Origin of the sequence: Mycobacterium syngnathidarum (assembly GCF_001942625.1) — a bacterium.
GTDB classification, from domain to species: Bacteria; Actinomycetota; Actinomycetes; order Mycobacteriales; family Mycobacteriaceae; genus Mycobacterium; species Mycobacterium syngnathidarum.
Genome location: NZ_MLCL01000086.1, coordinates 18,855 through 39,031, shown reverse-complemented (window position 1 = coordinate 39,031; position 20,177 = coordinate 18,855). Strand labels below are relative to the sequence as shown.

Here is a 20,177-nt window from a genome sequence, read left to right as displayed (position 1 = left end):
AACCCACACCGGACCACGGCACCAAGCATTATTAGAGGCGCTATTAGTCTTGCCTGTTATGGGTCGGGATCCCTTCGCAACCAGTGCTGTTGATTCGTCGACGTCCAACATCGAGAACTATGTTCGCGAGGACGGCACGATCGTCGTACCCGACGGCGTCACCCTCACGTCGTTCCTGGATCGCAACCGGTTCACGTTTGGCGACGAGCCGTCATACCGGTTCCTCGACTACTCGACCGACCCGGACGGCCGCGCCGTCGAGCTCAGCTGGAACGCCCTGTGGTCACAGGTGAGCGCTGTCGGCGCCCGACTGCAGCAGGTCACCCAGCCCCGCGACCGGGTGGCGATCCTGGCACCGCAGGGCGTCGAATATGTGGCCGCCTTCTTCGCCGCCATTCACGCCGGCAACATCGCCGTGCCGCTGTTCGCGCCCAGCCTGGCCGGTCACGCCGAGCGACTCGCCGCTGTCCTGGCCGACGCCAAACCCACTGTGGTCCTGACCACGAGCGCAGCTTCGGAGTCGGTGCGAAACTTCCTGCGCACGCTGCCCGCCGCCGAACGCCCCCGCCTGATCGCGGTGGATGCCGTCCCGGACTCGCTGGCATCGATGTTCCAGGCGCCCACCGTCGGAACCGATGACATCGCCTATCTGCAGTACACCTCGGGATCCACCCGGACCCCGGCCGGTGTGGAGATCTCCCACCGCAACGTGTGCACCAACGTCTTGCAGATGATCCTGGCCGGTGACCTGAGCATGGGTATCCGCAGCGTCAGCTGGCTACCGCTGTACCACGACATGGGCCTGATCATGATCATGTTCCCGGCGCTGTGCGGCAGCCACATCACGCTGATGGATCCGATGGCTTTCGTCCGGCGACCCTACCGCTGGATCAAGCAGCTCGGTATCGAGGCAGCCCACGGCCGCACCCTGGCCGCCGCACCCAACTTCGCGTTCGAACTGGCCGCCGACCGTGGCCTGCCCCCGGCCGGCGAAGCCCTGGACCTGACCAACGTGGTGACCCTGCTCAACGGGTCCGAACCGGTGACCATGGCCGCCGTCGAGAAGTTCACCTCGGCATTCGCCCCGTACGGGCTGCCCGCGACCGCGGTCAAACCGTCCTACGGCATGGCCGAGGCGACGTTGTCGGTGGCCAGCATCGCCCCGAGCGCTGCAGCCGGCGCGGTCTACCTCGACCGCGAACAACTCAGCGCCGGCCGGGCAGTGATCGTCGACCCGACCGACGAAGGCGCAGTGGCCCATGTGTCCTGCGGCCAGCCGATCCCGAACCAGTGGGCGGTGATCGCCGACGGTGACGGCGGCGAGGCCCCCGACGGCGTCGTCGGCGAAATCTGGTTGCACGGCAACAACGTCGGCCAGGGCTACTTCGGCCGCCCCGACGAGAGCGAGCGGGTGTTCGGCAACAAGCTGCAGACCCGCCTGGCGACCGGCAGCCACGCCGAAGAGGTGCCCGACAACAGCCACTGGCTGGCCACCGGTGATCTCGGTGTCTACCTCAACGGCGAGCTGTACCTCACCGGCCGGATCAAAGACATGATCCTGATCGACGGACGCAACCACTACCCGACCGACATCGAGACCACGGTCAGCGCAGCCTCACCCGCTGTGCGCTCGGGCTACGTGGCGGCATTCTCGGTGGTCGGCAACCGCGGCGAGGAACTGGTGATCGTCGCCGAGCGGGCCGCCGGCGCCGGCCGCGCCGAGCCCGGTCCGATCGTCGACGCCATCCGCGCGGCCGTGTCCCGCCACCACCAGATCCGGGTGGCCGACGTGCGGATGGTCGCCGCCGGCGTCATCCCCCGGACGACGAGTGGAAAGCTCGCCCGAAGCGCTTGCCGCGCTGAGTATTTGAGCGGGAAGTTCAACAAGTAGGGGTTGACTCTCGGGCTTTCCCCGAGTGCGACGCTACGGTCGTTCCGCGTTGCGTTGGGCCGCCACAGCGTTGATCTCAGCGAGGCGGCTCCTCGATGACCACCTGGCGGCTAGTCGAGCGATTCCCAGAATCGCGACAGGACCGCAGCACCGAGCGCCGGATCCTGCACCATCCACCAATGGTCCAACCCGTCGAGTACCGCGGTCGACGCACCCGCTCTGCCGGCGGCGCGGCGCCGGATCTCCTCGGACCCGACGTAGGGATCCGCAGTGGCCAGCAGTGAAAGACCCGGACGGGCGCTCGCCCGCTCCAACCCGCCGCCCACCTCGGCCATGTCACCGGGCTCCCCGGCCGAGCGGTACAGCCGCAGGGTCGCCTGCCCCATCTCCGGGCCCTGGGCTTGTGCCATCGACGCTGCGATGCCCTCCGGCAGCAGCGAGGACCATACGGCGGTGCGGTCCTCGACGGTGCCACCCATCATGTTCTCGACGAGGCGCTCCCCTTTTCCGGGCGTGCGCCATGCCTGGGCCATCTCAGGCCAGACGTAATCGGGATCGAATACTCCGACGATGTCGCTGGCCCAGCTACGCACCAGCTCGGGTCGATGCATCATCGCGTTCACCACATGGACCCCGCCCCAGTCGTGTCCGACAAGATCGACCGGCGCGCCGATGGCTTCGAGCTCACGTTCAAGCCAGTCCCGGTAGGCCACATACGTTGCGGAGAATCCGTCGGGCACCGGCGCCCCGAACCCTGGCGGTGACAGCCGCACGACATCCCGGCGTCCGAGCGCCTCGACCAGTGGATCCCAGATCGCGTCGGACTCCGGATTGCCATGCACCAGAACGACTGTCATGTCCGACATGGTGACACGGCGGTTACCGATCTCAGGCGGCGGCCCAGTCCTTCGCCGCGTCGAGTTCACCCAGCCCAAACACCTTGAGATCCCCCGGGATCATCCAGGCGAACGCATGCATGGCGTGGGCTACCCACTCCAGGTCGGAAACCACAGCGATCCGTTTGAACGCAGAGTGATGGCGCAGCAGGGCACCGAGGCCGAGCCTCAGATCCTCCACGAGCCCGCCGCTGCCGAATCCCTCGTAGTCCGGCGAGATGACCTCGACGATCCGGATCTCACCGGTTTCCAGCAATTCGTCCATCGTCGGCCGGAATTCGCGCAGATCGTCACCGCGCACTCGGCCCGACACCCGGATCCCGAACACGCCCTCGGGCATGTCGGGGAGGACATCGATCATTGGGCTCCTCCCGTCTCACACTCGAGTCTGCACCCGGTGGGTTGATTCAGGAATGGGAAGAGTCCCAGAGGCTCGATATTTCCGACGGTACGTTGTCGCGGTTCACCACGCTCCGGGTCCACCCACCGTGGCTGCCGGGAGCGATCCGGTAGATGCCGGTATCACCCGAATACACCCAGAGCTGTTCAGGTTCCGTCGGCAACCAGGTGATCAGCACGCCTTTGTCGTACGAGGCGTGGTCATGGAACACCACTTTGCCGGCCTTGTCCCGAACCACGACGACCCAAGACTTCTCCCCGGTCTCCTCGGGTCCCTCCTCGGCGAAGGCGGTGTAATTGCCCGACGGAGCTGTCTGGGAATGGTCAGGTGTGACGGTCTGCGCGGCCCCGTCGCCGCCTTTACCGCAACCGGCGACGATCACCATCGCTGCCAGAACCAACGCGATCAACCGCTTACCCATGTATCGATCCCTTCTGCGCCGGCCGGCGCCCCGCACGCCTTGGCGAGATGGAACGATACGGTCTCGTCGCCAAGCCCGGTCGGCCAGTCGCGCTGCCTACCGGAAAGCTCGATTGCCGTAGCGGTCGAGAGAGATGAATTCTCCGACCGGTCGACGAGTCGTGGGACCGTACTTGCCGATCGGCCAGCCAAGTGGGATGACCGCACACGGAGTGACGTTCCACGGCAAGCCCAGCGCACGCCGCGCCAAGAACTTGCTCCACAACGGCAAGGTGATCAGGGCGGCGCCCAATCCAGCTGCACGCGCCGCGAGCAAGAGGTTCTGAACCGCGGGAAAAATCGAACCGTAGGAACTGCTCACCGCCATCGACGGCCAGAGCGGAATCACACCTTTGAGGCAGGCCACGACTACGACGGGGATTTCGTCGAAATGATCGGCCTGAAATTGCACGGCCTTCTCGATCCGCAGCATCTGCTCAGTCATGTTGCGCACGACGACGCGCTTGTAGATCGGCCCGCCGAACTTCAGGGCTCGGCGATTCAACCCGCCGAGTTTCGCAACGACTTCGCGGTCCTTGACGACAACGAACTCCCAGTTCTGCGCATTTGAACCCGTCGGCGCCTTCATCGCGAGTTCCAGAAGGTGCAGCACAAGTGCGTCATCAACCGGATCGCTCTTGAGCCGACGGATCGCCCGTTGAGTACGCATGGCCTCTTCGATTGGCATACCCAGAGTTTCCTGCTGTGCCATGGCCACAATTTCAACACGGCCAGTTGCGCCAGGCAGCCTTCTCGATGGACACACTCGGCCCGCCGTTGGAGCCGCATGGTCGGTCCCGCCTGGTGGATCTGGCGATCGTGATTCTGCCGCTGTTGCGTCCGCTGCGATTGTTACGGCTCATCATCGTGCTGATCGGGGTGATCCAGAAAGCCGTCGGCCACGCGATCCGCGGCAAGGTCATCCTCTACACCATCTCGGGTGCCGTCCTGCTGGTGTACGTCGCATCACTGGCAGTGCTCCAAGCCGAGCGCGGCCAACCCGACGCCCACATCACCGATTTCGGCGACGCTGTCTGGTGGGCGATCACCACCATCACGACTGTCGGTTACGGCGACGTGTACCCGGTAACCACGACCGGACGAGTCATCGCCGCGCTGTTGATGATTGGCGGGATCAGCCTGGTCGGTTCGATCACCGCGACGATCGCGTCGTGGATCGTGCAGACCGTGCCGGCCGGCGACCCTGAAACAGGCGAGTTGAGTGCGGGCGGTGGGACTCGAACCCACACGTTCTTTCGAACACGGGCACCTAAAGCCCGCGCGTATGCCCAATTTCGCCACGCCCGCAGAGCACCGATCGTACAGCTCCCACCTCGACGAAATCTGTCGGAGGTCGGTCATATGTTGGTGGCATCGGCGGTCAAGAGAGGCGATGTGCGGTCGGCGGATGAGTTCAACAGAGTCCAAGCCTTGATTGCGTCGGGGATGAACGACTGCGCAATTGCACGGGAAACCGCCGTTCCACGTCCGACAGTGCGTGATTGGCGAACCCGGTCACCCAATCGGCTCCGGCTACCCGGCGCATCCTCGCCATGCGGCGTTGATCACGAGTATTCGGTGCTGCCTCCGCGTGAATATGCGTACCTGCTCGGCCTGTACCTCGGAGGACATCCTCGGCCTCTTCACCTCCGCACTGGACTTTCTCGGCATCCCGTGGACCCGTTCCACCCAGTACGTCGTCTCGATCTACCGCAAGGCCGCCACCGCTCGCCTCGACGAATTCATCGGCCCCAAGGTCTGAGCCGGCACTACGCGGACGGAAGCACCTGACCCGACATGTTGATTAGCCGGTCGTGCTCGTCGAACAGGAACTCGGCCTGCCCGTCGGGCAGGACGACCCGCATCCCGCCCGGTATCTGTTCGACCGGCACCTCCCGCAACGCAGCCCACACGTACACGCTGCGGGGTGCGACGGGCATGGTCTGCAACGCCTCGCCGACGCAGCGCAGCAGTCGAGGCGCGCTCGGCGCGGGCAGCTGGAGCCGTTGGTCGGTCAGCACGATCACGCCCACGATCCCGTCTTCGAGCGCGAAGGTATAGCAGGGCGCGAACCCGAGACTGAACGACGCGATGGCACCCATCCGCCACGCGAACTCCCGCGCCGTCGCGTCGCCGAGCGGCACCTCCGCGTCACGCAGTTCGGCGATACCGTTCTGCTCGCCATAGTCGCGGAGCACGGCGATGCCGTATTCGGCCGGACGCGGGAAATCGGGGTTCGCCCAACCCCACTGCCACGTCTCGCACTCCGGTGAGGCAGCACCGAGGAGCTCACCCCGCGCGACGAACGGCGCCACACCACTCGTCGAGGCCAACGAGAACAGATGGGTTTCGGCGTCGAAGTTCCAGGCACCGTCATACGGCGTGCCGTCGCCGATGAGATCGACGAGATAGGCCTGGACCTCGGCTTGCACAATCGCAGCGTCGAGCAGCATGTCTTCGAGCACGCGAAAAGCCTAAGCGCCACTCACCGGCCATCCAGGCACGTATTTTCGACGCCCGAGACCCGCGCCGTACCATGGACGAATGTCCACTACACGGCGTAGGAGACCGGCGCTCATCGCGCTGGTGTGCCTTGGCGCCGCCGGCTGCCTGGCGTTGGCCTGGTGGCAGTGGACCCGCTACGAATCGGCCTCGGGCACCTTCCAAAATCTCGGCTACGCCCTGCAGTGGCCGATGTTCGCCGGGTTCTGTTTCTACGCCTACTACAAGTTCGTCCGCTACGAAGAAACACCACCGTCGCCCCGGCCTCATGACGACGTCACCGAGATCCCCGCCGGCCTGCTGCCAGAACGTCCCAAGGCCGCGGCGACGGACGCCGGCGACCGAGAACTCTCGGAGTACAACGCCTACCTCGCCGAGCTGGCCAAGTCCGACCAGTCCGAGACGAAAGACAGGACCGATAGATGACCGAACCCCAGGCCGAGGTCAGCACGCCCAAGGAGACCATCCGCAAAGCCCTGCTGGGCTACCGCGTGCTGGCGTGGACGACCGGTATCTGGCTCATCGCGCTGTGCTACGAGATGGTGCTCAAGTACATCGTGCAGGTGGACAATCCGCCGAGCTGGATCGGCATCGTGCACGGCTGGGTGTACTTCATCTACCTCATGTTCACCGCCAACCTCGCGGTCAAGGTCCGCTGGCCCATCGGCAAGACCATCGGTGTGCTGCTCGCGGGCACGATCCCATTCCTGGGCATCATCGTCGAACACTTCAACACGCTCGACCTCAAGAAGCGCTTCGAGCTCTGACGGTTCGTTCCCACCGTCACTCTGGAGTGGCTCGGGCAGTCGACCGCCCCGCTGGCGTGACAACCCGGAATCCATTCCACGCGGCCGGCTCCCCAGCGTCACGCCAGCGTGACGCTCGGTGGCCGGAGCCACTCTCGCGTGACAAACGGGGCTGACTACGCCCTGGCCAGCTCCCGCAGCGCGGGCACCAACAGCGCCAACGCCCGGCCGCGGTGCGATGCCGCGTCCTTCTCTGCCGGAGTCAGCTCGGCTGCGGTCCGGTCGGACCCCTCAGGCAGGAACACCGGGTCGTAGCCGAACCCGCCGTCACCGCGGGGCTCGCGGGTCACCGCGCCCGGCCACTCCCCGCGCACCACCGTCGAACCCGACGCAGACACCAAAGCACAGGCGGACACGAACGCCGCCCCGCGCCGTTCGTCGGGCACGTCGGCCAGCTGCCCCAGCAGCAACGCAGTGTTGGCCGCATCGTCCCCGTGAACCCCGGACCATCGCGCGGACAACACCCCGGGCATGCCGTTCAGCGCGTCCACGGAAATCCCGGAATCATCTGCCACGCAAGCTAATCCGGTGGCACGGAAACCGTCCGCAGCCTTGGCCAGCGCGTTGTCCTCAAATGTCGCACCGGTCTCGGGCGCCTCGTCATACGCCGCAACATCGGCCAGCGACAGCAACTCCAGACCGACCACCCCGGCGGCGTCCAACACCCGGCGCAGCTCGGCCAGCTTCTTGGCGTTTCGGCTGGCTACCAGAAGTGCGGGCACTCAGCTGCCAAACGCCTTCTTGGGCGCGGGGCCCTCGGGCAGCACGCCGGGGTACGGCAGTTCCAGTGCCTCGCGCTGGATCACGAACAGTTGCTCGCACGCGCCGAGCGCGGCGTCGAGCATCTTGTCCAGCGTGGACCGCGGGAAGGTCGCGCCCTCCCCGGTGCCCTGGATTTCCACCAGGGTGCCGGTGTCGGTGGCGACGACGTTCATGTCCACCTCGGCGCGGGAATCTTCGACGTAGGGCAGGTCGACGCGGACGCGCCCGTCGACCACTCCCACCGACACCGCCGCGATCGCGCACGACAGTGGACGCGGATCGGAAAGCCGCCCGGCCGCAGCCAGATACGTCACCGCGTCGGACAGCGCCACGTAGGCGCCGGTGATGGCCGCGGTACGGGTACCGCCGTCGGCCTGCAGCACGTCGCAGTCGATGGCGACGGTGTTCTCCCCCAGCGCACCGAGGTCGATGCAGGCGCGCAGCGAGCGTCCGACCAGGCGGCTGATCTCCTGGGTGCGCCCGCCCACGCGGCCCTTGACCGATTCTCGATCCGAGCGATCGTGAGTGGCGGCCGGCAGCATGGCGTACTCGGCGGTCAGCCAGCCCTGTCCGGAACCTTTGCGCCACCGCGGCACACCCTCGTTGACCGAGGCGGTGCACATCACGCGGGTCTGGCCGAACTCCACCAATACCGAGCCGGCGGGATGCGATGTGAAACCGCGGGTGATGGTTACCGGACGCAGCTCGTCGTCAAGACGACCGTCTTCTCGCTTGGACACCCGCCAACCCTAGCGGGTCAGCCCCGGGTGACGTCGAAGGTCTCGCCGCACACCACGGCGTGCACCGGGCCGTCGAACTCGGCCTTGGCTTCGCTGATCACATCCTCGCGTGAAGTCCACGGCGGAATGTGGGTCAGCAGCAGCTCACCGACGCCGGCTTCAGCCGCGGCTCGTCCCGCTTCCGTGCCGGACAGGTGCAACTTGGGCGGGCGCGACGGATCGTGCGTCCACGATGCCTCGCACAGGAAGACGTCGGCCCCGCGAGCCAGCTCGACAAGCGCATCGCAGTATCCGGTGTCCCCGCTGTAGACCAGCGTCGCACCGGACGGATCGGTGAAGCGCATGCCGTAGGACTCGGTGGGGTGGCACACCAGCCGCGGCGTGATGTTGAGCGTGCCCAACTGCACCGGGGAGCCGTCCTCCCAGTGCCGCACCTCGAAGATGTCGGTGAAATCGTCGATCTCGCCGCCCTCGGGCGACGACGCCGCGCCCAGCCTCGACCAGGTGTTGGCCGGCCCGTACATCAGCCCGCGCTCGGTGGCCGGGATCGGGTGGTACCGCCGCCAGACGAACAACCCGGGCAGATCCAGGCAGTGATCGGCATGTAGATGCGACAGCAACACGTTGACCGAATTCGGATCGGCGTAGCGCTGCAACGCACCCAGGACGCCACCACCGAAGTCGACGACCATCGGAATCGTGTCTGGTGCGGTGACGAGATAGCCAGAGGCTGCCGAATCCGGGCCGACAACGCTGCCGGAACATCCCAGGATGGTCAATCGCACAGTGTCTAGCTTGCCATGCCCGACGTGCGCGTTGCCAAGACATCGCCGCTTTGGGCGACAGAGATCATTTTCCGACCCCTGCGTGACGCCGGACCTGCCGTGCCCCGTCCAGCCCCGGCCCCAAAAACCGCGTGGCGAGGGTGGTGAACGCCTCGGGATCTCCGGTCGCCTCGAACACCCGTTGGGCCGGGCCGGATTCGTGCGGCTTGAGCAAATCGAGCTCGGTGAGCACCCTGAGCAGGTCCTTGGCCGTCTCCTCCGCCGAGGACACCAGGGTGACGTTGTCTCCCATCGCCAACTGGATCAGCCCGGACAACATCGGATAATGCGTGCAGCCCAACACCACGGTGTCCACCTCGGCCCGCTGCAGCGGCTCCAGATATCCCTCGGCCAGACCGAGCACCTGACGGCCGCTGGTGACCCCGCGCTCGACGAAATCGACGAACCGCGGACACGCCACCCCGAACACCTCGGTGTCACGCGCGGCGGCAAACGCGTCCTGATAGGCGCCCGAGGCGATGGTGGCCGCGGTGCCGATGACCCCGATGCGGCCGTTGCGGGTCGCTGCCACCGCGCGTCGCACCGCGGGCAGGATCACCTCGACCACCGGCACCGGCGAGTAGCGCTCGCGCGCGTCACGCAGGCTGGCCGACGAAGCCGTGTTGCACGCGATCACCAGAGCCTTGACGCCACGGGCCACCAGATCGTCGCCGATGGACAACGAGTGCGCCCGGATCTCGGGGATGCTCAACGGTCCGTACGGTCCGTTGCCGGTGTCGCCGACGTAGATGATGTCCTCGTCGGGCAGCTGGTCGATGATGGCGCGGGCCACGGTCAATCCACCGACGCCGGAGTCGAAGATGCCGACGGGTGCGAGGCGGTCGTTCATATGGTCATGCGTTCAGTCGCGGCTGGGCGGGCCGATTCTTGAGTTCGCGCGCCTTGCGTTCCGGGCCGGACAGCACATACGCCGCGACGATGCCCGCGATGGCGCCACTGAGATGGCCCTGCCACGAGACGCCCGCGTTGCCGGGTAGCACACCGAACAGGACGCCGCCGTAAACGAAGAGCACGACGATGCCGACGACGATCTCCCACACCTTGCGGGTGAAGAATCCGAACACGATCAGAAATGCCAGCCAACCGAAGATCAGGCCCGAGGCGCCGATGTGGGTGCTGGTGCACTGCACGGTCACGTAGGGGCAGCGCAGGCCGATATTGCCGATCAGCCAGGTGCCGAAGCCGCCGAGGATCCAGATGATGGCCGTCGCGGCGATGAACCGCCCCATCCCGGCCAGCGTCATCAGAAAACCGAGCACGAGTGCCGGCACGGTGTTGGCGATCAGGTGCGGCCAGCCGCCGTGCAGCAGGGGCGCCCACAGGATCCCCCACAGCCCGTCGGTTTGCAGGGGCCGGATGCCGTCCTGGTCGAGCCGGTGGCCCATGGCGGTGTCGACGAACTCGATCACATAGAGCAGCGCGACGAAGCAGATGATGGTGACGCCGCCGACCATCCACGCCGGCCGCTTCTTCGGCGCCGTCGGCGACGGTAGACCAGGCCCGGTCATATCCGAGCCAGCCCGCTCACGCCCATAGCTGCCCTTCCAACGCGTCCTCTGCGTCATCAAGGCTACCGGCGTAGGCACCGGTGGACAGATACTTCCAACCGGCGTCGGCGACCACGAACGCGATGTCGGCGCGCTCACCCGCCTTGATCGCCTTGGCCCCCATGCCCAGCGCGGCGTGCAGCACGGCGCCGGTGGAGATACCGGCGAAGATCCCCTCGCGGGTGACCAGGTCACGGGTGCGTTTGACCGCGTCGTACGAACCCACCGAGAACCGGGTGGTGAGCACGTCGGGGTCATACAGCTCGGGGATGAACCCCTCGTCGATGTTGCGCAGCGCGTACACGCCTTCGCCGTAGCGCGGTTCGGCGGCCACGATCTGCACGCCGGGCACCTGCTCGCGCAGGAAGCGGCCGGTGCCCATCAGGGTGCCGGTGGTGCCGAGCCCGGCGACGAAGTGGGTGATCTCGGGAAGGTCGGCCAGCAGCTCCGGGCCGGTGCCGTAGTAGTGCGCGTCAGAGTTGGCCTGGTTGCCGTACTGGTAGAGCATCACCCACGAAGGGTTCTGGGCCGCAAGCTCTTTCGCGGTCGCCACGGCGGTATTGGAACCGCCCTCAGCCGGGCTGAAGATGATCTTCGCACCGTAGAGCTCGAGAATCTGACGCCGCTCGATGGAGGTGTTCTCGGGCATCACGCAGATCATGTTGTAGCCCTTGAGCATCGCCGCCATGGCCAGCGAGATCCCGGTGTTGCCGCTGGTCGGCTCCAGGATCGTGGCGCCCGGGCTCAACAGGCCGTCACGCTCGGCCTGCTCGATCATGCGCAATGCGGGCCGGTCCTTGATCGAGCCGGTCGGGTTGCGGTCCTCGAGCTTGGCCCACAACCGCACATGCGGCCCGTCCGCGCCCTCGTCCCACCGAGGTGACAGGTGCTGCAGCCCGACCAACGGAGTGTTGCCCAGGGCCTGCAACAGCGAGTCGTATCTGGTCATGGAGGGTCAGGCTCCACCCGCGACGGCAGGCAGGATCGTCACCGAGTCGCCGTCGGCGATCACGGTCTCCAGCCCACCCGAGAAGCGCACGTCCTCGTCGTTGACGTAGATGTTGACGAAGCGGTGCAGTTTGCCGTTATCCACCAGCCGGTCCGAGATGCCGGAGTAGTTGGCCTCGAGGTCGGCGATCACCGCCTGCAGGGTGTCGCCCGAAGCGCTGACGCGCTTCTGCCCATCGGTGTGCGGACGCAGGATGGTCGGGATCGAAACGGTGACTGCCATGGAAACTCCTTAGATGTACTGCTCAACGATAGTGACGGGTTCTTCGGTGACGACGCCGTCGAGGATGCGGTAGCTGCGCAGCTCGTGCTCGTGGGGGTCACGCGTGGAAATCAGCACGTAGTGCGCATCGGGTTCGGCGGCGATCGAGACGTCGGTCCGGCTCGGATAGGCCTCGGTGCCGGTGTGCGAGTGGTAGATGACGACGGGCACCTCGTCGGCCTCGTCCATCGCCTTCCACACCCGAAAGTGCTCCATGGAGTCGAAGCGGTAGAACGTCGGGGAACGCTCGGCGTTGACCATCTGAATGAAGCGCTCGGGCCGGTCAGAGCCCTCAGGCCCGGCGATCACCCCACACGCCTCGTCGGGGTGGTCGGCGCGGGCATGCGCCACCATGGCCTCGACGAGGTCCCGGCGGATCACCAGCACTTGATCACTCCCATCAGCTTTCCTTCACTGCGAACGCTCCCGGCAACATGTCACGGTAGGTCGGTATTCCGGCCACCGGCTCGGCGGCCAGCAACCCGACCAGGACGGCACGGGCCAGGACGTCCGCCGCGGCGGCACCTACCCGGGTGACCAACGCCGTCTCCGGCGACATCGCCACCGGTGTCTTCTCGTCCGGCTCGACGGTCACCGCGCCGGTCGCCAGCGCAAACACCGTATCGCCATCCAGCGGGGTGTGACACGGGGAGATGGTCCGGGCCAGTCCGTCGTGCGCGGCGACGGCCACGCGGCGGCATCCGGCCGGGCTGAGCGCGGCGTCGGTGGCGACCACCGCGATGGTGGTGTTCAGCGGGCCCAGCTCCCGGTGACGCTCGGCGTAGGCGGCGAGCTGGTCGGCCGGTGGTGCGGTGAGCCCGAACTCCTCGATCAACGCCGCCATCCAGGGCAGGCCGGTGGCCGGGTCTGCCACGTCGCCGGCAGCATTGAGCACGACCAGGGCGCCCACCGTCACCCCGCAGTCCAAGGTCACCGAGGCGGTGCCGACGCCACCCTTGAGCACTCCGGCGCGCGCGCCGACCCCGCCGCCGACGGTGCCCAGGGCAAATTCGGTGGAGGCAGCCGCGGCGGCCGCGTAGCCGAACTCCGCGGTCGGCCGGTTGGCCCAGCCGCCAACGGGCAGGTCGAAGATCACCGCGGCAGGCACGATCGGCACCACGCCACCGTCCATCGCCACCCCGCGGCCCTGCTCCTCCAGCCAGGTCATCACCCCGTCGGCGGCGGCCAGCCCGTAGGCACTGCCGCCGGTCAGCACGACGGCGTCGACGTGGCGCACGGTGTTGATCGGGTCCAGCAGGTCCGTCTCACGGGTGCCCGGGGCTCCGCCGCGGCCATCGACAGCGCCGACGGTGCCCGGCGGCGTCAGCACCACAGTCGATCCCGACGCCCACCCCGATCCCAGAGTCGCGTCCGGGTCGATGCGGTGGTGGTGACCGACGAGGATGCCGCCGACGTCGGTGATCGAACCCATCAGACCTATCTCCCCATCAGGCCGAGGACGAGGTACTCCTGCAGCACGGTCAGCCACTGGTAGACGTCGAGATGCCCGGCCATCGGATGTTCGGGGGACAACTCCTCGGGCCCCTGTGGCCCGATGTCGAGCATCGTGCCCAACGCCAGCCGGATGTCGTTGACGGCAGCCGCCCACGCCTCGGCGTCGTCCTCGGTCAGCTCGAACTTGCCGCCGCCATTCGGAATGGTGTCCAACAAACGTTGGGCCGCTTCACGTTTGGCTTCGATGATGGCGGGTTCGTGCAGCCCGCGCAGCGCACTGTTGAGGCTCTCGGCGGTGCCCGAACCGGCCGGATGCTCGGTCTGTGGACGAAAGAAATCCGGCAGCAGACGCTTCATGGTGGCGTCCTCGGGCGGCTGCGGGTTGCCGGTCTTCATGCCGGTGATCATCTCGAGTTCGTCTGTGGGTCCGGATGATCCACGATCTTCGAGCATGCCGAGCATCGAAGCGCCCAGGCTCGACAGCAATGCGGCCTCGTGGGCTTCCAACGCCGAACGCAACCGCAGACCGTCGGCGGTCTCGACCCGTTTCCATTTGCGCACTGTCGATCAGCGGTCCTGTTGCATGGTCGCCCACAGGCCCGCGGCATGCAGTTTGGATACGTCGGTCTCCATCGACTCACGGCTGCCTGCCGACACCACGGCCTTGCCTTCGTTGTGCACCTGCAGCATGAGTTTGGTGGCGTGCGGCTCGCTGTATCCGAAAAGTTTCTGCAACACGTAGGTGACGTAGGTCATCAGGTTGACCGGATCGTCCCAGACGATGGTCACCCACGGGCTTTCGGGCGCTGAATCTTCCCGGGGCGACCCACCCGCACTCCGCTCTTCGCGGGTCCCCGGTCGGGCCTTCGCCGGTGTAACCATGGGCCCACAATACCGGCCGGGGTGCCGGCCTCTTGAAGCAGCCGCGAACAGCTACGGTTGCTGATGTGACCGTCGCGTTGCTCACCGACAAGTACGAGCTGACGATGCTTGCCGCCGCATTGCGCGACGGCACGGCGCACCGCCGCACCACGTTCGAAGTCTTTGCCCGTCGGCTGCCCGAAGGCCGCCGTTACGGGGTGGTCGCGGGCACTGGGCGGTTCGTGGAAGCGTTGGCAGAGTTCACGTTCGCCGCCCACGAACTCGCCGCGCTCTCGGAGTTCCTGGATTCGGAGACACTGGACTTCCTGTCGGACTACCGGTTCGGCGGTGACGTCGACGGCTACGCCGAAGGCGAGCTCTACTTCCCCGGTTCACCGGTGTTGTCGGTGCACGGCACCTTCGCCGAGTGCGTCGTGCTGGAGACTCTCGTGCTGTCAATCCTCAACCACGACACGGCGATCGCCTCGGCGGCAGCCCGGATGGCCAGTGCGGCCCACGGCCGGCCGATGATCGAGATGGGCTCACGGCGGACTCATGAGTTGGCCGCCGTGGCAGCGGCCCGCGCCGCCTACCTCGCCGGCTTCGCCGGATCGTCGAACCTGGCCGCCCAGCAGCGTTACGGCGTGCCCGCCCTGGGCACGGCGGCACACGCCTACACACTGCTGCACACCACCGAGTCCGGACCGGATGAGCAGGCTGCGTTCCGCGGCCAGGTGGCAGCCCTCGGGGTCGAGACCACCCTCTTGGTGGACACCTACGACATCACCGCGGGCGTGGCCAACGCGATCGCGGCGGCCGGGCCGGACCTGGGCGCGGTACGCATCGACTCCGGAGATCTCGGTGTGCTGGCCCGTCAGGTGCGCCAGCAGCTCGACGACCTCGGTGCCACGAACACTCAGATCGTGGTCTCCGGCGATCTCGACGAGTTCGCGATCGCCGCCCTGCGCGCCGAGCCCGTCGACAGCTACGGGGTCGGCACCTCCGTGGTCACGGGTTCGGGCGCACCGACCGCAGGCATGGTCTACAAGCTCGTCGAGGTCGACGGCATGCCGGTGGCCAAGCGCAGCAGCCACAAGGAGTCCCACGGGGGCCGCAAGCAGGCCGTGCGGCTCACCAAGGCCTCGGGCACGATCGTCGAAGAAGTCGTCCAGCCATACGGCCAGGAGCCCCCGCCGGATTCGGGGCTCACCGCCCGGCGGCTCACCGTGCCGCTGGTGACGGGCGGTGTCCCGGCCGAAGGGCACCACCCCGCCGCCGACCTGTCCACCGCCCGCGAGCGGGTCACCGCGGGGCTGCACAGCCTGCCGTGGGACGGCCTCAAGCTGTCTCGCGGTGAGCCGGCCATCCCCACCCGGGTCCTGCCGCCCCAGTCATGACGACCAAGTCGAAGCCATCCCGCGAGGTGGCCAACGTGGTGACCAATCTGCTCAAGATCGCGGTGAAGGGGCTCGGCGGAGCCGGCCGGCCGGGCCAGGTCGAAATGGCCGAGGCGGTCGCCCACGCCTTCGAATCCGGTGAGCATCTGGCCGTGCAGGCCGGCACCGGCACCGGCAAGTCGCTGGCGTACCTGGTGCCCTCGATCGCGCGCGCCTTGCAGACCGAGCAACCGGTGGTGGTCTCGACAGCCACCATCGCGCTGCAGCGTCAGCTCGTGGACCGCGATCTGCCCCGGCTGGTGAACTCACTGGCCGACGCACTGCCCCGCAAGCCCACGTTCGCGTTGCTGAAGGGACGCGGAAACTATCTGTGCCTCAACAAGATTCACAACGGCGCCGCCGAGGAACCAGCCGATCGTCCACAAGACGAACTGTTCTCGCCGATGGCACTCAGCGCCATGGGCCGCGATGTGAAGCGGCTGACCGAATGGTCCTCGGACACCGAGACCGGCGACCGCGACGAGCTGACTCCCGGGGTGCCTGACCGGTCCTGGTCGCAGGTGAGTGTGTCGGCCCGCGAGTGCATCGGGGTGTCCCGGTGCCAGTTCGGGACGGACTGCTTCGCCGAGCGCGCCCGGGAGAAGGCCGGTGCCGCCGACGTCGTCGTCACCAATCACGCACTGCTGGCCATCGACGCGCTCTCCGATTTCTCGGTGTTGCCCGAGTACGAGCTGCTGGTGGTCGACGAGGCCCACGAACTGGCCGACCGGGTGACCGGGGTGGCCACCGCCGAACTGTCGGCGACGTCCATGGCGGTGGCGCACCGCCGGACGGCCCGATTGGTGGATGACGAACTGGCGCAACGCTTCGAGGCCGCCATCGCAACACTGTCCTCGCTGCTGCACGAACTCGACGCCGGTCGCATCGACGTGCTGGGCGAAGAGCTGGGTACCTACCTGACCGCCTTGCGCGACGCAGCCAATGCGGCGCGCACAGCGATCGACACCACCCCCAGCGACCCACAGGCGGCCTCGGCCCGCACCGAGGCCGTCACCGCGCTCAGCGATGTCAGCGACACCGCCACCCGAATCCTCACATCGTTCGTCCCGCCCATCCCCGACCGCGTCGACGTCGTCTGGGTGGCGCGGGAAGAAAGCGCGAACGCCACCCGGGTGATCCTGCGGGTGGCCCCGATGTCGGTATCGGGCTTGTTGCGCACCAGGCTGTTCGCCAACACCACCGCGGTGTTGACCTCGGCGACGCTGACGCTGGGCGGCAACTTCGATGCCATGGCGCGCAACTGGGGTCTGGGCGGTTTCGCCGACGATGGCGCGCCTGCCAAACCGGGCTGGCGCGGTCTCGACGTGGGCTCACCATTCGACCACGCCAAATCCGCAATCCTTTACGTGGCAAAGCATCTGCCGCCACCCGGTCGGGACGGCACCGATACCCGCACGCTGGACGAGATCGAAGGCCTGATCACCGCGGCAGGCGGTCGCACCCTGGGCCTGTTCTCGTCGATGCGGGCGGCCAAGGCCGCCGCCGAGGTCATGCGCGATCGGCTGTCCACGCCGGTGCTCTGCCAAGGCGAGGACACGACTTCGGCTTTGGTGCAACAGTTTTCCGACGATCCCGAAACCTCGCTGTTCGGCACTCTGTCGCTGTGGCAGGGCGTCGATGTCCCCGGACCGTCGCTGTCGTTGGTGCTGATCGACCGGATTCCGTTCCCGCGACCGGACGATCCGCTACTGACCGCGCGGCAACGCGCGATCAGTGCGCACGGCGGCAACGGCTTCATGGCGATCGCGGCCAACCACGCCGCGCTGCTGCTGGCCCAGGGCACCGGGCGGCTGCTGCGCCACACCGACGATCGCGGGGTGATCGCGGTGCTCGACTCCCGGCTGGCCACAGCCCGCTACGGCGGATACCTGCGTTCGTCACTGCCGCCGTTCTGGTCCACCACCGACCCTGACCGGGTGCGTCAGTCACTGAATCGGCTTCGGGGCGCGAGCTGACAAATCGCACCCGACGCCCGCAGAGTTAACTAATGTGTGCGGCATAACCGCGCGGACAGTTGGCCGCCAGAGTGCACCGGAAGGCAGCGAGGATGAGCCGACGCACCAAGATCGGCATAGCGTTGGCGGTGTGCGCGGTGTTGCCGATGGCGTCATGCTCGTCGCTGGTCGACGGTGCGGCGGTGTCGGTGTTCGCCGATCCATTCTCGGTCGCCGGCATGCCTGCGACCGACGGTTCCAGCGGGCTGCGTCCCGACGCCCAGCCGCCGTCGCGCCGGGTCGACGACACCGACGGCGGTAAGGACGACAATCTTGCGGCCAGCGCCGTCAGCGATCTCGAGGAGTTCTGGTCGGACGCCTATCCCGAGGCGTTCGAAGGCCAGTTCCAACCGGTGCGCGCGCTGATCTCCTGGGATGCCGACAGTTTCGATGGACGGTTCTGCGGAATGCAGACCTACGGTCTGGTCAATGCCGCGTTCTGCAAACCGGATCGGACCATCGGCTGGGACCGGGGCGTGCTGATACCTGGTCTGCGTCAACAGAATGGCGAGATGGGCGCCGTCATGGTGCTCGCGCACGAGTACGGGCATGCGATCCAGCAACAGGCGGGACTGATCGACCGCAAGACGCCGACACTGGTCGCCGAGCAGCAGGCCGACTGCCTGGCAGGCAGCTACATGCGGTGGGTGGCCCAGGGCGATTCCGCGCGGTTCACGCTCAGTACCGCCGACGGGCTCAACAATCTGCTGGCCGCGGTGATCGCGTTCCGGGATCCGCTGCTGACCGAGGCCGAGGCCCAGGTCGGTATCGATGAGCACGGATCGGCGTTCGAACGGATCTCGGCGTTCCAGTTCGGCTTCACCGACGGTCCGGCGGCCTGTGCCGCTATCGACGTCAAAGAGATCAGCCAGCGGCGCGGCGAACTACCGGTCTTGCTGCCCGAGGACCAGAGCGGCGATCTGGACATCACCGAGCGCTGGGTGCGCTCGATGGTGGATGCGCTCAACACCGTCTTCAGGCCCGCCGATCCCCCGCGGCTCAACTTCCGACCCGACGTCGCGGTGGAATGTCCGAGCGCACGGCCGAGCCCGCCGGCGTCCTACTGCCCGGACACCAACACCATCGTGATCGACCTGGCTGAACTACAAGCTCTTGCAGCACCGTCCGACGAGGTCGATGTCGGCGACCTGGCCGGCGGCGACAACACCGCCTTCTCGGTGCTGATCTCGCGTTACGTGCTGGCCCTGCAGCACGCCCGCGGCCTGGTGCTCGACAATGCCGAGGCGGCGCTGCGCACCGCCTGCCTGACCGGGGTGGCCACCGCCAAGATGATCAAGCCCGTGAACCTGCCCAACGGAGACACCATCCTGCTCACCGCAGGCGACGTCGACGAGGCGGTCTCGGGCATCCTCACCAACGGTTTGGCAGCCAGTGACGTCAACGGCGAGTCGGTGCCCTCCGGTTTCGCCCGCATCGACGCCTTCCGCGTCGGCATTCTGGGTGACGAGCAGCGCTGCCTCAAGCGATTCGCCTGAGAACCGCCGGCTCAGACCACCTTCGTGGTGCCGTACCAGGCCAGCACCGCCTCGGACTGATCGGTCGACCGGGTCAGCACGGCGTATGACCGAATGAACGACTGCCCGACGCAGCCGTCGATCTTCACCCGGAAGTTGCTGATCATCACCCACGGCTCGGTGCCCTTGAATTCCTTCTCGGTAACCCGGATCAGGTTGATGATGCCCGGTTTGAGACCGATCGTGATGCCGCCGCCGATGTTGGCGCCGACGCCCGGCAGGATGCCCTCCGGCCAGGGTGAGATCGCATCGGTACCGAGGATGCCGATCGAACTGTTGAGCCCTGCGGTGCCGGTCAGCGCGACGCCGTTGGAGGTGCTCATGTCGATACCGCAACCGATCTGGTAGCCGGCCTCCAGCGTGCCGCGCAGATCCTCACCGCTGTCCGGCCCGGTCATCGAACCGCGGTAGGTGCCGCCGACCACGTACTCGCGAGACGAGATGGCGGTGGTCAACGGTGGTACCGCGGCCTGCGTCTCGTCACTGGCCGACACGGTCAGGTGCCAGCCATCCGGGGTCGTCAGATGGGCGGGTGGGGTCGACTCGACGAGGTCGGCGGCCGGCTCCCCCGGGGCGGGCGCCATATCGGCGACGACCTCGACCTCCGGCGCCACGATGGGGTCGCCCCAGGCCGGTGTCACCGAGGCCGCGCCGGCTACCGACACGGCGGCGAGCAATCCCAAGGAGCGAATCAACACAGGCGGCCTCCCGTTACGGTTCCCCGCGGGAACGTATCGCCTATCTACTTACCCGACCC

At 67.1% G+C, this 20,177-nt stretch carries 24 protein-coding genes, 1 tRNA gene and 1 pseudogene; 8 read left to right on the top strand and 18 right to left on the bottom strand.

Translation table 11 applies throughout. The features are described from left to right. Positions 1-58: 58 nt before the first annotated feature. Positions 59-1,891 (top strand): fatty acyl-AMP ligase, encoded by a 1,833-nt coding sequence (locus tag BKG60_RS24310; RefSeq protein WP_070945150.1) that lies wholly within the window; start codon positions 59-61, stop codon positions 1,889-1,891. 110 nt (positions 1,892-2,001) lie between these two features. On the opposite strand, the gene BKG60_RS24305 is transcribed toward BKG60_RS24310, so the two are convergent. The 4 genes from BKG60_RS24305 to BKG60_RS24290 all read right to left on the bottom strand — a co-directional run bounded on the left by BKG60_RS24305 (position 2,002) and on the right by BKG60_RS24290 (position 4,334). Beyond that, positions 2,002-2,748, bottom strand: a complete 747-nt coding sequence (locus tag BKG60_RS24305) for an alpha/beta hydrolase (RefSeq protein WP_070945184.1) — start codon at positions 2,746-2,748, stop codon at positions 2,002-2,004. Positions 2,749-2,779: 31 nt separating this feature from the next. Next, complete coding sequence (locus tag BKG60_RS24300) at positions 2,780-3,148, bottom strand: SpoIIAA family protein (RefSeq protein WP_070945151.1); 369 nt, start codon at positions 3,146-3,148, stop codon at positions 2,780-2,782. Positions 3,149-3,194: 46 nt separating this feature from the next. Further along, entirely contained in the window at positions 3,195-3,608 is a 414-nt protein-coding gene (locus BKG60_RS24295) for a hypothetical protein (protein WP_171055023.1), read from the bottom strand. A 96-nt stretch (positions 3,609-3,704) separates the two neighbouring features. Further along, positions 3,705-4,334 carry a nitroreductase family protein gene (locus BKG60_RS24290; RefSeq protein ID WP_070188268.1) on the bottom strand — a complete coding sequence of 210 codons (630 nt, stop codon included), beginning with the start codon at positions 4,332-4,334 and terminating at the stop codon, positions 3,705-3,707. Between the two features lie 113 nt (positions 4,335-4,447). Between BKG60_RS24290 and BKG60_RS24285 the strand changes: the two are divergent. Then, a pseudogene (locus tag BKG60_RS24285) lies at positions 4,448-4,849 on the top strand (potassium channel family protein); the annotation flags it as partial. Between the two features lie 20 nt (positions 4,850-4,869). On the opposite strand, the gene BKG60_RS24280 reads toward BKG60_RS24285, so the two are convergent. Continuing rightward, positions 4,870-4,954 (bottom strand) — tRNA-Leu (locus BKG60_RS24280). 283 nt (positions 4,955-5,237) lie between these two features. Between BKG60_RS24280 and BKG60_RS32590 the strand changes: the two genes are divergently transcribed. Continuing rightward, positions 5,238-5,408, top strand: a complete 171-nt coding sequence (locus tag BKG60_RS32590; protein WP_239252474.1) for a hypothetical protein — start codon at positions 5,238-5,240, stop codon at positions 5,406-5,408. Positions 5,409-5,415: 7 nt separating this feature from the next. Here BKG60_RS32590 and BKG60_RS24275 read toward each other — a convergent pair whose 3' ends face one another. Beyond that, positions 5,416-6,111, bottom strand: coding sequence for a DUF6882 domain-containing protein (locus BKG60_RS24275; protein WP_070945152.1), 696 nt, complete (start codon positions 6,109-6,111; stop codon positions 5,416-5,418). Between the two features lie 79 nt (positions 6,112-6,190). Here BKG60_RS24275 and BKG60_RS24270 point away from each other — a divergent pair, with 79 nt between their 5' ends. Beyond that, on the top strand, positions 6,191-6,574 hold the full coding sequence (locus BKG60_RS24270; protein ID WP_070945153.1) for a hypothetical protein: 384 nt from the start codon (positions 6,191-6,193) through the stop codon (positions 6,572-6,574). Continuing rightward, positions 6,571-6,915, top strand: a complete 345-nt coding sequence (locus BKG60_RS24265) for a DUF3817 domain-containing protein (RefSeq protein WP_070945154.1) — start codon at positions 6,571-6,573, stop codon at positions 6,913-6,915. The genes BKG60_RS24270 and BKG60_RS24265 overlap by 4 nt, the downstream gene beginning before the upstream one ends. Positions 6,916-7,070: 155 nt before the next feature. On the opposite strand, the gene rdgB is transcribed toward BKG60_RS24265, so the two are convergent. The 11 genes from rdgB to clpS form a co-directional block, all read right to left on the bottom strand. After that, positions 7,071-7,676: an RdgB/HAM1 family non-canonical purine NTP pyrophosphatase gene (rdgB, locus tag BKG60_RS24260; RefSeq protein ID WP_120765018.1), complete on the bottom strand. Its 606-nt coding sequence runs from the start codon at positions 7,674-7,676 to the stop codon at positions 7,071-7,073. Continuing rightward, complete coding sequence (gene rph, locus BKG60_RS24255; protein ID WP_070188272.1) at positions 7,677-8,456, bottom strand: ribonuclease PH; 780 nt, start codon at positions 8,454-8,456, stop codon at positions 7,677-7,679. A gap of 17 nt (positions 8,457-8,473) precedes the next feature. Continuing rightward, positions 8,474-9,241, bottom strand: a complete 768-nt coding sequence (locus BKG60_RS24250; RefSeq protein ID WP_070188273.1) for a cyclic nucleotide-degrading phosphodiesterase — start codon at positions 9,239-9,241, stop codon at positions 8,474-8,476. A 64-nt stretch (positions 9,242-9,305) separates the two neighbouring features. Further along, a complete protein-coding gene (gene murI / locus BKG60_RS24245; RefSeq protein WP_070188274.1) occupies positions 9,306-10,130 on the bottom strand; it encodes a glutamate racemase in 825 nt (274 codons plus the stop codon). A gap of 4 nt (positions 10,131-10,134) precedes the next feature. After that, positions 10,135-10,809, bottom strand: coding sequence for a rhomboid family intramembrane serine protease (locus BKG60_RS24240; protein WP_070188275.1), 675 nt, complete (start codon positions 10,807-10,809; stop codon positions 10,135-10,137). A 16-nt stretch (positions 10,810-10,825) separates the two neighbouring features. Then, positions 10,826-11,797 carry a cysteine synthase gene (locus tag BKG60_RS24235; protein ID WP_070188276.1) on the bottom strand — a complete coding sequence of 324 codons (972 nt, stop codon included), beginning with the start codon at positions 11,795-11,797 and terminating at the stop codon, positions 10,826-10,828. A 6-nt stretch (positions 11,798-11,803) separates the two neighbouring features. After that, entirely contained in the window at positions 11,804-12,079 is a 276-nt protein-coding gene (locus BKG60_RS24230; RefSeq protein WP_070188277.1) for a MoaD/ThiS family protein, read from the bottom strand. Positions 12,080-12,088: 9 nt separating this feature from the next. Then, positions 12,089-12,505: a M67 family metallopeptidase gene (locus BKG60_RS24225; protein WP_070945155.1), complete on the bottom strand. Its 417-nt coding sequence runs from the start codon at positions 12,503-12,505 to the stop codon at positions 12,089-12,091. Between the two features lie 13 nt (positions 12,506-12,518). After that, complete coding sequence (locus BKG60_RS24220; RefSeq protein ID WP_070188279.1) at positions 12,519-13,550, bottom strand: P1 family peptidase; 1,032 nt, start codon at positions 13,548-13,550, stop codon at positions 12,519-12,521. A gap of 5 nt (positions 13,551-13,555) precedes the next feature. Beyond that, the gene (gene aosR, locus BKG60_RS24215; RefSeq protein ID WP_070188280.1) at positions 13,556-14,134 is read right to left on the bottom strand and encodes an oxidative stress transcriptional regulator AosR; all 579 of its coding nucleotides are present in this window, start codon (positions 14,132-14,134) and stop codon (positions 13,556-13,558) included. Positions 14,135-14,140: 6 nt separating this feature from the next. Continuing rightward, positions 14,141-14,455 (bottom strand): ATP-dependent Clp protease adapter ClpS, encoded by a 315-nt coding sequence (gene clpS / locus BKG60_RS24210; protein ID WP_070188281.1) that lies wholly within the window; start codon positions 14,453-14,455, stop codon positions 14,141-14,143. A 65-nt stretch (positions 14,456-14,520) separates the two neighbouring features. Here clpS and BKG60_RS24205 point away from each other — a divergent pair, with 65 nt between their 5' ends. From BKG60_RS24205 to BKG60_RS24195, 3 genes are all read left to right on the top strand, one after another. Next, a complete protein-coding gene (locus BKG60_RS24205) occupies positions 14,521-15,831 on the top strand; it encodes a nicotinate phosphoribosyltransferase (protein ID WP_070188282.1) in 1,311 nt (436 codons plus the stop codon). Beyond that, the gene (locus BKG60_RS24200; RefSeq protein ID WP_070188283.1) at positions 15,828-17,846 is read left to right on the top strand and encodes an ATP-dependent DNA helicase; all 2,019 of its coding nucleotides are present in this window, start codon (positions 15,828-15,830) and stop codon (positions 17,844-17,846) included. The genes BKG60_RS24205 and BKG60_RS24200 overlap by 4 nt, the downstream gene beginning before the upstream one ends. Before the next feature lie 92 nt (positions 17,847-17,938). Further along, positions 17,939-19,381 (top strand): neutral zinc metallopeptidase, encoded by a 1,443-nt coding sequence (locus BKG60_RS24195; RefSeq protein WP_070945156.1) that lies wholly within the window; start codon positions 17,939-17,941, stop codon positions 19,379-19,381. 11 nt (positions 19,382-19,392) lie between these two features. Here the strand turns inward: BKG60_RS24195 and BKG60_RS24190 are convergent, their stop codons facing one another. Then, positions 19,393-20,118: an MspA family porin gene (locus tag BKG60_RS24190; RefSeq protein ID WP_239252471.1), complete on the bottom strand. Its 726-nt coding sequence runs from the start codon at positions 20,116-20,118 to the stop codon at positions 19,393-19,395. Positions 20,119-20,177 lie beyond the last annotated feature (59 nt).

What these genes read in the sequence shown, in the direction of transcription:
- BKG60_RS24310 (WP_070945150.1), top strand. Translation starts at nt 59, where the DNA reads ATGGGTCGGGATCCCTTCGCAACCAGTGCTGTTGATTCGTCGACGTCC.
- BKG60_RS24305 (WP_070945184.1), bottom strand. Translation starts at nt 2,748, where the DNA reads ATGACAGTCGTTCTGGTGCATGGCAATCCGGAGTCCGACGCGATCTGG.
- BKG60_RS24300 (WP_070945151.1), bottom strand. Translation starts at nt 3,148, where the DNA reads ATGATCGATGTCCTCCCCGACATGCCCGAGGGCGTGTTCGGGATCCGG.
- BKG60_RS24295 (WP_171055023.1), bottom strand. Translation starts at nt 3,608, where the DNA reads ATGGGTAAGCGGTTGATCGCGTTGGTTCTGGCAGCGATGGTGATCGTC.
- BKG60_RS24290 (WP_070188268.1), bottom strand. Translation starts at nt 4,334, where the DNA reads ATGCCAATCGAAGAGGCCATGCGTACTCAACGGGCGATCCGTCGGCTC.
- BKG60_RS24270 (WP_070945153.1), top strand. Translation starts at nt 6,191, where the DNA reads ATGTCCACTACACGGCGTAGGAGACCGGCGCTCATCGCGCTGGTGTGC.
- BKG60_RS24265 (WP_070945154.1), top strand. Translation starts at nt 6,571, where the DNA reads ATGACCGAACCCCAGGCCGAGGTCAGCACGCCCAAGGAGACCATCCGC.
- murI (WP_070188274.1), bottom strand. Translation starts at nt 10,130, where the DNA reads ATGAACGACCGCCTCGCACCCGTCGGCATCTTCGACTCCGGCGTCGGT.
- BKG60_RS24240 (WP_070188275.1), bottom strand. Translation starts at nt 10,809, where the DNA reads ATGACCGGGCCTGGTCTACCGTCGCCGACGGCGCCGAAGAAGCGGCCG.
- BKG60_RS24235 (WP_070188276.1), bottom strand. Translation starts at nt 11,797, where the DNA reads ATGACCAGATACGACTCGCTGTTGCAGGCCCTGGGCAACACTCCGTTG.
- BKG60_RS24230 (WP_070188277.1), bottom strand. Translation starts at nt 12,079, where the DNA reads ATGGCAGTCACCGTTTCGATCCCGACCATCCTGCGTCCGCACACCGAT.
- BKG60_RS24220 (WP_070188279.1), bottom strand. Translation starts at nt 13,550, where the DNA reads ATGGGTTCGATCACCGACGTCGGCGGCATCCTCGTCGGTCACCACCAC.
- clpS (WP_070188281.1), bottom strand. Translation starts at nt 14,455, where the DNA reads ATGGTTACACCGGCGAAGGCCCGACCGGGGACCCGCGAAGAGCGGAGT.
- BKG60_RS24200 (WP_070188283.1), top strand. Translation starts at nt 15,828, where the DNA reads ATGACGACCAAGTCGAAGCCATCCCGCGAGGTGGCCAACGTGGTGACC.
- BKG60_RS24195 (WP_070945156.1), top strand. Translation starts at nt 17,939, where the DNA reads ATGAGCCGACGCACCAAGATCGGCATAGCGTTGGCGGTGTGCGCGGTG.